Origin of the sequence: Rhodococcus sp. GA1, from assembly GCF_024321955.1 — a bacterium.
Lineage (GTDB): Bacteria > Actinomycetota > Actinomycetes > Mycobacteriales > Mycobacteriaceae > Rhodococcus > Rhodococcus pyridinivorans.
Genome location: NZ_CP097186.1, coordinates 1,296,810 through 1,310,108 on the forward strand (window position 1 = coordinate 1,296,810; position 13,299 = coordinate 1,310,108).

The following is a 13,299-nucleotide window of genomic DNA, read 5'->3' on the forward strand; positions in this document are numbered from 1 at the left end:
CGGGCCGTCACTCGGACTTCGCGGCGGCGTCGGCGAGCATCGGAGCGATCTCGTCGGTGGCCCACTTCAGCGACAACGCCGACGGGAAGCCCACGGCGTTCGGCATGCCGGTGTTGCGGGCGAGCGAGACGACCGCGCCGCGCTCGACGGCCGGAAGACGGTTCCACGCCTCGAACTTGGTCAGGTATCCGAGATCGCCGGTGGGCGAGACGACCACGAGCAGGTCGGCGTCGAGCTGCGAGATCTCCTCGTAGGACAGCACACCGCGTCCGTCCGCATCGACCTGCAGTGTGTTCGCGTACTCGCTGAGCTCGAGGCCGAGCGAGTTCAGGAACTGCCCGATGCCGCGGTCGTCGGCGGCGAGCACCGACAGCTGGCCACCGGTGTCGCCGATGATCGCGTTGTAGGTCGCGCCCTCGAGTGCGGGGTACTGCTCCTTGGCGGCGTCGAGATCGACCTCGGCCTGCTCGATGACCTCCTCGGCCTTCTCGGGGATGCCGAGGGCCGAGGCGATCTTGCGGGTGGAGTCCTGCCACGGCTCACCGTTGGCGCGGTAGTCGAAGTGGACGACGGGGAACTGTTCGGCGAGCTGGTCGTAGGTGTTCTGTTCGAGTCCCCAGAAGCCGGTGGAGACGATGATGTCGGGCTGCAGCGCGGCGATCTGCTCGGCGATCACCGTGGCACCGCCGTCCATGTTCAGCAGCGGCGGGACGTCGGCGCCGAGTGCTTCGGCCTCCCACGGCCACACGCCGGTGCCGCCGGTCGCCGCGAGGTTCTGGGCATCGACGGGGAGCGCGAGCGGGGTGACGCCCAACGACAGCAGGATGTCGGCGTCCTGCGGCGACAGCGGCAGGGCGCGGGTCGGGGCCGACTCGACGGTCGTGTCGCCGAACTTGCCGGAGACGGTGACCGGGAACTCGCCGTTCGCCGCCGTCGCGCTGCCGGACGAGCTGCCGCTGTCGGTGTCCGAGCCGCACGCCGTGACACCGACCAGCATGGCGGTGGCGGCGAGGGCGACGCCGATCCGGCGCAGTCGCTTGTGGATCCTCATCGATTCTCCTCTGCTGTAGAACTCTTCGTAGGTCCGTCGTCCGGGTGTCCGTTCCCGGCGCCGCGGATCTCGTCCTCGTGGAGGGTCGCGGCGAGTTCGCCGATCGACCCGGCGGTGAAGATCGACTCGGCGTCGATCACGTATCCGGCCGCCCGCAGTCCGCCGAGGATCCGCATCACCGAGATGCTGTCGCATCCGAGTTCGAGCAGATCGTCGTCGACGCCGACCTGCTCGACGCCGGTGACCTCGGAGGCGAGGGCGCACAGCAGCTCTTCGGCCGGTGTGGACGGTGCCCGGCGCGTTCGCGGGGCGAGTTCCGGTCGCGGCAGCGCTGCGCGGTCGATCTTGCCGTTGGCGAGCGTGGGCAGGGCGTCGAGCACGACCGTCGCCGACGGCACCATGTAGTCGGGCAGCACCCGCGCGACCGCGCGTCGCAGCGTCTCGGCGTCGAGGGTGTACCCGGCGGCCGGGACGACGTAGGCGACGAGACGTGCCGTCGCACCGAGATCGGTGCGGGCGAGCACCACTGCGGTCGCGACGTCCGGTCGCGACGAGAGCACGGTCTCGATCTCGGCCGGTTCGATCCGGTATCCGCGGATCTTGACCTGGTCGTCGCCGCGTCCGCGGTAGCGGATGTGTCCGTCGGGCGTCCACAGGGCCCGGTCACCCGTGCGGTACATGCGGTCTCCGGGGAATTCCGGATCGATCGTGTCCGCGACGAAACGGTCGGCGGTGCGACCCGGGTCGGCGAGATAGCCGCGGGCCAGTCCACGACCGGCGAGGTAGAGCTCGCCCTCCACACCGATCGGCGCGGGACGCATCCACCGGTCGACGATGTAGGCCCGGGTGCCGGCGACCGGTCGGCCCGCAACGGGCGCCTCGGCGTCCGAAGCCCGTGCGACGAGCGCGTCGACGGTGCTCTCGCTCGGCCCGTAGAGGTTGTAGGCGCTCACGCCGTCCAGCCCGCGCAACCGGTCCCACATCGGTTGGGAGACCGCCTCGCCGCCGAAGCCGAGCGAGGCCGGGCACCGTCCGTCGTCCGCGAGTCCGTGATCGAGCAGCTGCGCGAGGTGCGACGGGGTGACCTCGACGAAGTCCCAGCGGGATTCGTGGGCGACGCGGACCATCTCGGCCGGATCGCGCTGGACCTTCTCGTCGACGACGTGCACCGCGTGCCCGTCGAAGAGCCACAGCTGCGGTTGCCAGGACGCGTCGAAGGCGAACGACCACGCGTGGCCGACCCGGAGCCGGTCGCGTCCGGTCCGTGCCTGCGTCGGCGCGTAGAGGTCGGCGCGGTGGCTGTGGAACAGCGCGGTCAGGCCGCGGTGCAGGGCGAGGACCGCCTTGGGTGTGCCGGTGGAGCCGGAGGTGTACACGACGTAGGCCGGGTGGTCGGCGCGCAGCGGTGCGAGCCGGTCGGCGTCGGTCAGCGGGGCGTCGTCGTAGCCGGCGACCCGCGCCGCGAGCGTCTCGTCGTCGAGCGCGAGCACCGGCGCGTCCACCGCGGGCAGCGACGACGCGAGTTCTCGGGTGGTGAGCACGACGGCCGGCTCCGCGGTGCCGAGGATCGTCGCGAGACGCTCGGTGGGAGTGCGCGGTTCGAGCGCGACGTAGGCACCGCCGGAGACGAGCACCGCGAGCATCGCCGCGATCGTGTCGGCCGTGCGGGGCAGCACGAGCGCCACGCGGGTCTCGGGAGCGACACCGTGGTCGACGAGCAGTCGCGCCCACCGGCGGACCAGGGACGCGAGGTCGGCGAAACTCCATTCGAGATCGACTGCCACGAGCGCGGTCTCGTGCGGGTGACGGGCGACCGCGTCGTCGAACAGGTCCGCGACGGTGACGGCTTCGGCGACCGGTGCCGGTGTGGCCCGCCACTGTTCGAGCCGGGCGCGTTCGTCGGCCGGCAGGACGTCGATGGCGGACAGGCGCCGGTGCGCCTCTCCCCCGGCCAGCGTGCGCAGCACCCGGTCGAGTCCGGCGACGAGACGTTCGACGGTGCCGCGGTCGTACAGGTCGGAGCTGTACTCGACGACGCCGACGAGGGTGTCGGTGCCCACATACTCGACGAGGTCGAACGACAGGTCGAACTTCGAGGTCTCCATCGGGTGCGGTTCGGGGGTGACACCCGCCGTGAGCCCACCCGCACTGCGCGGATCGGGTTCGACGAGATAGACGATCATCACCTGGAACAGCGGGTGCAGGGCGCGCGAGACGGATCGGTCGGAGCCGAGCACCGCGTCGACGACCTGCTCGAACGGCAGGTCCTGGTGGTCGAACGCCTCGAGGTCGGTGCGGCGGATCCGGTCGAGCAGTTCGGCGACGGTCGGGTCGCCGGACAGGTCGGTGCGCAGCACGAGGGTGTTGAGGAAGAAGCCGACGAGATCCTCGAGTTGCGCGTCGCCGCGTCCGGAGACCGGGGTGCCGAGGGGGATGTCCTCGCCACCGCCGTAGGCGGCGAGCAGCACCGCGACGGCGGCCTGCACGACCATGAACATCGAGACGTCGTGTGCGCGTGCGACTTCCCGCAGTGCGCGCACGACCTCCGGGTCGAGCGCGAACGGCACGGCGCCACCGCGATAGGAGGTGCGGGCCGGACGGGTCCGGTCGGTCGGCAGCGGCAGTTCCTCGGGCAGGCCGGCGAGGGCGTCGCGCCAGTAGGCGCGCTGACGCGCGGCGAGCGACTCCGCATCCGCCGGGTCGCCGAGCAGGTCGCGCTGCCACAGTGTGAAATCGGCGTACTGCACGGCGGGCTGCGTCCACTCCGGTGCCTGCCCCATCTGCCGCAGCGCGTAGGCGGTCGCCAGATCGGTGAGCAGCGCCTTGGTCGACCACTCGTCGACGGCGATGTGGTGGATCACCAGCGCCACGACGGTGTCGTCCCCGGCGTCGAGGACCGACAGCCGCACCGGCAGCTCGGCCGACAGATCGAAGCGGTGATCGATCGCCTCGGTGAGCGCGCCGCGGACGTCGGCCGGGTCGACCGGGCGGTGGTCGGCGATCACGCGGACCTCGTCGGGCGTGAGCACCTGCTGGTAGGCCTGTCCGTCCTCGGTCGGGAAGACAGTGCGCAGCGCCTCGTGACGCAGGACGACGTCGCGCACGGCCGCTTCGAGTGCCGGGACATCGACGCGTCCGTGCACCCGCCACGTGACCGGCACGTTGTACACGCCGCCGCGGGCCCCGAGCTGGTCGAGGATCCAGAGGCGTTGCTGCGCGTACGACAGCGGCACCATCGCAGGTCGCGGGTCGGCCGCAACCAGCGCGGGTCGCGGCGACGCCTGACCCGCCGCCGCGCACCGCTGCGCGAGCGACTCCACCGTCGGGGCGTCGAAGACCGTGCGCAGGGCCAGATCGGCGCCGAGCTCCGAGCGGATCGCGTTCACGAGCCGGATCGCAGCGAGCGAATGCCCACCGAGCGCGAAGAAGTCGTCGTCGATACCGACCTCGTCGAGTCCCAGCGCATCCGCGAACAGTGTCGCGATCGTCGCTTCGAGCTCGGTACGCGGCTGCCGTCCGGATCCGGTGTCGAACTCCGGTGCCGGAAGGGCACTGCGATCGAGTTTGCCGTTGAAGGTCGTCGGGACCGCGTCGATCACGAGAACCCGTGCGGGCAGCAGATAGTCGGGCACACGTCCGACGAGTGCGTCACGGACCGCCACCGGATCCACCGCGACTTCCGCTGCGGGAACGATATATCCGACGAGCACCGAATCGCCTGCGGGACGGGGTTTGATCGCGGCCACAGCACGGGCGACACCGTCGACGGCATCGAGAGCCGCCTCGAGTTCGCCGAGTTCGATGCGCAGACCGCGCAGCTTGATCTGGTCGTCGCCGCGGCCGAGATATTCGAGGTCGCCGTGGGCGTCCCAGCGTGCGAGGTCGCCGGTGCGGTAGAGCCGGTCGCCGGGATCGCCGTAGGGGTCGGCGACGAACCGCTGGGCGGTGAGCGCCGGGCGCCGCAGGTAGCCCTGCGCAACCTGTACTCCCCCGATGTACAGCTCACCGGGGGTGCCGGCCGGCACGGGGCGCAGATACCGGTCGAGCACGTACAGGCACACGTTCGCGCCCGGCCGCCCGATGACGGAACCGCGGGTAGGCGAACCGATCCGGGCACCCGGGTCGGCGTCGAGGGTCACCTCCACCGCGGCTTCGGTCGGGCCGTACAGGTTGTGGACCTTCACCTGCGGGAGCACCGTCGCCGCGCGTGCGACGGTGCGCGGCGACAGTGCTTCACCGCTGCACACGATGCGGCGCAGGCTCGCGGCGTCCGCGGTGGCGGGCACGGCGAGGGTCTCCTCGAGCATCGACGGCACGAAGTGGGCGACGGTGATGTTCCCGTCGCGCAGCAGGGTCGCCGATTCGACGGGATCGCGGTGCGCGTCGGGTCCGCCGACGACGACGCTCGCACCGTCGACGAACGGCGCGAACAACTCCCACACCGACACGTCGAAGGTCGCGGGTGTGCGCAGCAGCACCCGGTCGTCGGGCGAGGCGGGCAGTTCGCGGTGCACCCATTCGAGCCGGTTCGCCACGGCGCGGTGCGACACGGCGACGCCCTTGGGCAGACCCGTCGACCCCGAGGTGTAGATGACGTAGAGCGGGTGGTCGAGGGTGAGCGGCGCGATCCGGTCGGTGTCGGTGACCGACTCCGGGCTGCGGGCGTCGATGCGGGCACGCACCTCGGTGTCGTCGAGGTCGAGTCGCGGATGCTCGCCGGGCAGTTCGATGTCGCTGCGCGTCAGCACGACTCGCGGATGCGCATCGCCGAGCAGGTACTCGATGCGCGTTTCGGGCAGCGTGGTGTCGATCGGCTGGTAGGCCGCACCGGACTTCACGACGGCGTGGATCGCGACGACCTGCCCCACGGAGCGGGGCACCGCGACCGCGACGATCGCACCCGGACCGGCGCCGAGCGCGACGAGTTCGCGGGCGAGGCGGTTCGAGGCGGCGTCGAGGGCGGCATGGGTGAGGGTGTGGTCGGCCGCGACGAGAGCCGGCCGTTCGGCGTGCTCGGCGGCGCTGCGGGCGAGCACCTCGCTCAGCGGGGCGAGAGCGAAGTCGACGCGCTCGCCGGTGCCGACGGCGAGTTGTCCCGCGGCCTCGTCGGCGTCGAGGATCGCGACGTCGCCGATCCGGGCCGCGGGTGCGCTCGCGACCTGATCGAGCAGAGTGAGCAGCGCGGCGAGAAGCGTGTCGGCCATGGTGGCGTCGAACAGGTCGGTCGCGTACTCGACCGATACGGCGACCTCGCCGGTGTCCGGGGCGTCGACGAAGGTGAGGTTGAGGTCGAACTTGGCGCGGACGTTGCTCAGCGGTTCCCAGCGGGTGGGCACACCGAGCAGGTCGGGCAGCTGCGCGGGGCGCTGCAGGTAGCTCATCATCACCTGGAACAGCGGGTTCCGTCCCTCGACGCGCGGCGGTGCGAGTCGCTCGACGAGCTGCTGGAAGGGCACCTCCTGGTGCGCCATCGCCGCGAGATCGGTCTCGCGCACCCGGTCGAGGAGTTCGGCGAAGGTGGGCTCGCCGGACAGATCGGTGCGCAGCACCAGCGTGTTGACGAAGAAACCGACGAGTTCGTCGAGTGCGGTGTCGGAACGGCCCGAGACGGGGGTGCCGACGACGATGTCGTCGCCCGCGCCGAGCCGGGAGAGCAGTGCCGCGACGGCCGCGTGCAGCGCCATGAACATCGTGCCGCCGCGGGCATCCGCGACCGCGCGCAGGCGGGCGGCGATGTCGGCGGGGACCGTCGCGGTGGTGTTGCCCGCCGCTCCGGTCGGCCGCGCGGGGCGGGGCCGGTCGGTGGGCAGGACGATCTCGTCGGGCAATTGCGCGAGAGTGTCGGTCCAGTAGTCGATCTGGGTGTCGATCCGGCCGGCCTCGATCAGTTCGCGCTGCCACAGCGTGTAGTCGGCGTACTGGACGGGCAGCGGAGACCATTCGGGTGTCGCGCCGGCCGACCGGGCTTGGTAGGCGCGGGTGAGGTCGCCGAGCAGCGGCGCATCCGACCATTCGTCGGTCGCGATGTGGTGCAGCACCACTGCGAGGACGTGCCGGTCGGGCGCGACGCGCACCAGCACCACGCGCAGCGGCGGGTCGGTGTGCAGATCGAACGACGCGGTGAGCCGCTCGGTGAGCAGCGCCCGGACGGCATCCTCGGACTCTGTCTCGTGCAGTTCGAAGCGCACGGCCTCGGGCGTGTCCAGGATCCGCTGGTAGGGCGTGCCGTCCTCGGAATCGACGACGGTGCGCAGGCTCTCATGACGTTCCACGACGTCGGCGACCGCCGCGACGAGGGCATCGGCGTCCACCGCGCCGTCGAGGCGGGCGACGTGCGCGTAGTGGTAGGCGAGGCTGTCGTCCTGCAACTGCTGGAGCAGCCACAGGCGTTCCTGGGCGGCCGACAGCGGCACCCGGTCGGGGCGCGTCCGCGCGGTGATCGGCGGGAGCGCCGCTGCGGCGCCGGGGATGCGGCGGGCGAGTTCCTCGACGCTGCGAGCCTCGAACAGGTCGCGGATGGTGACGTCCACACCGAGTTCGGAGCGGATGCGGCCGACGATCCGCATGGCGATCATCGAGTGCCCGCCGAGTTCGAAGAAGTCGTCGTCGGCGCCGACCTCGTCGACCCCGAGGACGTCGGCGAAGACCTCGCACAGGACCTTCTCGGTCTCGGTGCGCGGGGCGCGTCCACCGAGGCCCGTGGCGGCCTGCGGTTCGGGCAGGGCGCGGGTGTCGAGCTTGCCGTTGACGGTCATCGGCACGGAATCGATGAGCTGTACCCCGGCCGGGACCATGTAGTCGGGCAACTGGGCGCGCAGGTGGGCGACGAGCCGCGACGACAGGTCGGGCGGATCGCCGTCTCCGACCGGAACGGCGTAGGCAGCAAGTCGTTTCGTGCCGGGCACGAGCGGGTCGTCGACGGCGATCACCGCCGCGGTACCGACCTCGGGGTGCTCCTCGAGCACAGCCGCGATCTCGTGCAGTTCGACGCGGTAACCGCGGATCTTGACCTGGTCGTCGACGCGGCCGAGATAGTCGAGGTTGCCGTCGGTGCGGCGGCGCATGAGGTCGCCGGTGCGGTACATGCGGCCACCGGCCGACCACGGATCGGCGACGAAGCGGTCGGAGGTGAGCCCGAAACGGTTCAGATAGCCGCGCGCGAGACCCACACCCGCGATGTACAACTCGCCGACGACACCGTCGACGACGGGTCGCAGCCACGGATCGAGGATGTAGGCGCGGGTCGCGCGGATGGGGACGCCGACCGTGGGGGTCGCGCTGTCGTCGGTGCCGCCACCGAGGGTGTTGATGGTGTACTCGGTGGGGCCGTACAGGTTGTACCCGAGGGTGCCATCGGTCTCGCGCAGGCGCGTCCACACCGAATCCGACACGGCCTCACCGCCGAGCAGAACGAGCGGCGGGCGGTGCTGTCCCGGACCCTCGTCGAGCATGCCGTCCGCGATCAGCTGCGTCGCGTAGGTAGGGGTGACGTTGACGACGTCGATGGCGTGGGTGTTGCAGTACTCGACGAGCGCGGTGGCGTCGCGACGCAGGTCCTCGTCGCAGACGTGCACCTCGTGGCCCTCGACGAGCCAGAGCAGTTCCTCCCACGACATGTCGAAAGCGAACGACACGGTGTGCGCGACCCGCATCCGGCGTCCGTCCACCGACGAGACCACCGGATCGAAGATCTCGTCCTGGTGGTTGCGCTGCATGTTGGTCAGGCCCCGATAGGGGGTGACCACGCCCTTCGGCTTGCCGGTGGACCCCGAGGTGTAGATGACGTAGGCGGGGTGCTCGAGCCGGCCCGGGCGACCCGGGGCGAAGGCACCGAGTTCGGCGTCGGTCAACGGCGCGGTACTCGCGGCGAGGGGCCCGTCCAGGCGGATGCTGCGGTCGGCGGGCAGGCCGAGACGGTTCTGCACCGCGGTCGTGGTGAGGAACAGCGCCGGCAGCGCGTCGTCGATGACGGTGCGCAGACGCTCGTCGGGCTGGTCGAGTTCGAGCGGCAGGTAGGCGGCACCGGTGCGCAGGATCGCGAAGAGCGCGACGACGGTGTCGATGCTGCGGGGCAGACCGAGGCACACGATGGTCTCGGGTCCCGCTCCCCCGGCGATGAGGGTGCGGGCGAGCGCTTCGACGCGGCCGGCGAGTTCGCCGTAGGTGCTGCTCTGTTCACCGGAGACGAGGGCGATGCGGTCGGCGTCGGTCGCGGCGCGGGCGATGAGCATCTCGGCGACGGTGACGTCCTCGACCTCGGGGATCTCGGCGCGCAGCCGGGCGTCGGTGACGGTGTGTTCGGCGGCCGTCAGTGCGGGCACGGACGCGACCGGCAGATCGACTCCGCGGGCGACGAAGTCGAGCAGCGCCACGAAGCGGTCGTGCAGGGCCCGGGCACGCGCACCATCGACGACGTCGGGCCGGTAGTCGATCTTGACGTGCATGGTCCGCCCCGGCGACACGACGATCGCGAGGGGATAGTGCGTGTGGTCGAGGCTGTCCTCGGCGAGGATGTCGTGCCGCGCGGACTGCCGGGCCATCTCGTCGGCGTCCTTGAAGTTCTGCAGTACGAACAGGGTGTCGAACAGTTCGGAATGACCGACGGCACGGAGGATGTCGCCGAGTCCGAGATACTCGAACTCCATGCGGTCGGCGTACTCGTCCTGCATGCGGCGCAGCAGGTCCGCGACGGTCTCGGCGCCGGACAGGCGCACCCGCACCGGGACGGTGTTGAGGAACATGCCGACCACGCGGTCGAGTCCGACGATCTCGGTGGGCCGCCCGGCGACGGTGGAGCCGAACACGACGTCGGTGCTGCCGGATTCGGCGGCGAGCAGCAGGCCGACGACGGCGTTCATCAACGCGTTGAGGGTGACGCCCGTGCTGCGGGCCCGATCGCGCAGTGTCGCGGTGAGCGTCTCGTCGATGTACGACTCGATGCGCAGCGGCACGATGGCGGCGCGGTCGCGGGTGGATCCGGCGAGCAGCGTGGGCTTGTCGAAACCGGCGAACTCGTCGCGCCAGGCCTGCTCGGCGGCGGCGCGGTCGCGGGCGGCGAGCCACTGCAGGTAGTCGGTGAAACCCGCTTCGGGCGCCGCGATTTCGTCACCGGCGTAGCGGGCGAGCAGTTCGTCGACGAACAGCGCACCGGACCAGCCGTCCCACAGGATGAATTCGCGGTTGACGACGAGACGGTCGATGCCGTCGAGGTGCAGCAGCAGCATGCGCCACAGCGGCGGGGACGCGAGGTCGAACGGCTGCAGCCGATCCTCCTCGATGAGTTTCTCGGCGCGGGCCTGCTGCTCGGCGGGGTCGAGGTCGGTGAGGTCGACCTCGGTGAACGGCACCTCGAGATCCGCCGCGCCGATGAACTGCACCGGATCGGCCAGACCGTCGTCGGTGAAACCGGCACGCACGGTGGGGTTCTCGGCGAGCAGACGTGCGGCGGCGCGGCGCAGGCGCTCGACGTCGAGGCGGTGGCCGAAGTCGAGCGAGAACTGGGCGGTGTAGATGTCCTTCGACGAGTCGAAGACCGACTGGAAGTACAGGCCGCGCTGCAGCGGCGACAGCGGCCAGATGTCCTCGATCCGCACGGGCGCGATCCGTGCGACGCGGTCGATCTCGGTCTGCGTGAGCGTGACGTGCCCGAGATCGGACGGAGTGAGACAGGTCCGCCCCAAAGCTGCGTCGGCGCGGCCGAGGAGATCGTCGAATGCCGCGCGCCATGCCTCGGCGAGCCGGGCCACGAGATCGGGGTCGAGCGCCTCGTCGGCGGTCAGATGCACCGTGGCGCCGCCGGTTCCCCGTTCGACGTGGATATCGAGCAGGTAGTTGCCGATGCGGTCTCCGCCGCTCCGCACGAGCACCTGCGGCTGTCCGAGCGGCGCGAGGGCCGGTCCGGCCTGGACGTTGGCGTAACGCAGCATCGGCCAGCCGATGCCCCGGTCGGGGGCTGCGCGCAGGCGTTCCTTCGCGGTGCGCAGGGCGTCGAGCGGATCGGTGGCGAGCGCCAGCCGCACCGGCGTCGTCCAGTCGAGCGCGCCGACGGTGCGGGTGAGGTCGGCGTCGGGGGCCAGTGCGATGCGGCCGTCGCGGACGATGTCGACGAGCAGTTCACCGTCGCCGCTCTCGCGGGTGTTCGCGACCGCGGCTGCGGTCACCGCGGTCCACACATCGGTCGAGACGCCCGAGACGAGACCGGCCACTGCGGTGGTCGCCATGGAGAATTCGTCGTCGGTCAGGGTGAGGGTCACAGGCGTCCGTGTGCGGCCGGTGGCCACCGCTGCGGCGAACTCGGCACCGGGTGCGACGGTGGTCATCCAGTCGGGAAGCTCGGCGAGTCGCTGCGGGGAGGCGGCCTGCTCGGTGAAGACGCGGGCGTGGGTCGCGGGCGAGGTGGGCACGGGCGGCAGCACGATCTGCGTGCCGCGCCGGGCGGCGCGCAGGGCACGATGCAGGTCGGCGGTGACGATCGACCAGGACGTCTCGTCGACGAGCCCGGCGGGGGCGAGGAAGACCAGTTCCCCGGCGCTCTCCTCCGCAGCGGTGAGCCGCACCGCGGTCAGGACCCGGCCGGCGGTGGCGTCGGGGCGCAGGGGCAGGTCGGCGGTCGCGGTTCCCACCGGCAGGGCGGCGTTCGCGACGAGGGTCCGGGCGTCGACGGCGGCGGTATCGTTCACCGACAGCAGCCACAGCACCGGGGCCGGTGCGGTGAGGGTCGTCCGCAGCGCCGGGTGGTGCTCGACCACGGCGGCGACCGCGGCGAGCACGGCGTCGTCGGTGAGATCCTCCGGAGCCGGGACGCGGTATTCGCGCAGGTCGGCGTCCACGGAGAGTCCGGCGTCGCGGCGTCGCGCGGTGGCCGGCAGCAGCGCGAGCGGTCCGGCGGCGGTGTCCTCGTGGTCGGCCTCGGAGCTGTCGCCGAGGGCCGGCGCCGGGGCGACGTCGAAGGTGCCGAGCGGCGCGTCGAGGTCGTCGAGGATCGCGGCGAGGAAGTCGTCGAGATCGGCGGCGCAGCGCTGCGCGAGCGGTGCGTCGTCGGCATGACCGCGCAGTCCGATCTCGATCGGGTGCCCGGCCTTCTCGAGCACGAGGATGAATTCCAGTTCGCCGACCGGCCCGGAGGACAGCATGTGCGCCTGCGATTCCCGCCCGACCGAGTACCGCGAGGCAGCTGCGGGCATGATGTTCACGCCGACGGTCGGGGGCCGCCAGTCCGGGTCGATCTCGGCGAGTTCGCGACCGAGATCCTCACCGCGGTACCGGCCGTGTTTGAGCAGGCCGAGCAGTTTGCCGTCGATCACCTCGGCGACGTCGGCCAGGCGCGCGTCGTCGGGAACGTCGAAGCGCAGGGGCAGGACGCTGGCGACCATCGCGGGCACGGTGCGCAGTTCGCGGGTGCCGCGCGCGGTCGTGGGCAGGCTGATCACCACGTCACGGCGACGGGTGGCCCGGGCCAGATAGGCGCCGAGGAGGGCGATGAGCACGGTGGCGGGCCGGGTGCCGTGGGCCTTGGCGTACCGCTCGAGCCGGCCGCGTCCGTCGGCGTCGATGTGCGACCAGGCGACGAGTTCTCCGGGGCTCGACAGGCGACCAGAGCCGAGCAGGCGCGTCACCTGCGGGAGGTCGGCGAGTTCGTCGAGCCAGGAGCGGCGGTCGAGTTCGCGTTGTTCGCTCGCGACGTACTCCTCGTCGACGCGCACGTACCGTTCGAGCGTCCACTCCGCGGCGCGGTCGGGACCCTTGCCTTCGACGTACGCCCTGGTCATCGCGGTGGTCGCGAGACCGATGCCGTAGCCGTCGTTCACGATGTGGTGGTACTGCTGGTACAGCCGTACGGTGTCGTCGGAGAGGCGGTGGATGGCGAATCGGAACAGCAGGTCGCGGGCTAGATCCTGCGGTTCGTTCATCGTGGCGCGCATCCAGCGGTCGGACGCCGCGGCCGGGTCGTCCTCGCCGCGGAAGTCGATGACCGGCAGGTCCCACTCGCGGGTCGCGCGCGGGATCTGGACGACATTGCCGTCGGCGTCGACGTCGAAGTTGACGTGCAGGGTCTCGGCGGCGTCGAGGACCGAGTGGATCGCCGTGATCATCCGGTCGATGTCGATGTCGTCACCGATGGTCTCGGTGTACATGCCGGTGTTGTAGAGGTGCCCGGTGGCGTCGAGCTGATGACCGAAATAGATGGTCCGCTGCGCGCGCGTGACGGGATACACCGACTGCATCGAACTTCTCTCTCCCACGGATGC

The 13,299-nt window shown here is 71.3% G+C and carries 2 protein-coding genes; both read right to left on the bottom strand.

Going from position 1 to position 13,299, the window contains the following annotated elements:
• Positions 1-7: 7 nt before the first annotated feature.
• Entirely contained in the window at positions 8-1,051 is a 1,044-nt protein-coding gene (locus tag M3330_RS06025; RefSeq protein WP_006553897.1) for an ABC transporter substrate-binding protein, read from the bottom strand.
• Positions 1,048-13,275, bottom strand: a complete 12,228-nt coding sequence (locus tag M3330_RS06030; RefSeq protein ID WP_255027607.1) for a non-ribosomal peptide synthetase — start codon at positions 13,273-13,275, stop codon at positions 1,048-1,050. Before M3330_RS06030 ends, M3330_RS06025 begins: the two co-directional genes overlap by 4 nt.
• Between the last annotated feature and the right edge of the window lie 24 nt (positions 13,276-13,299).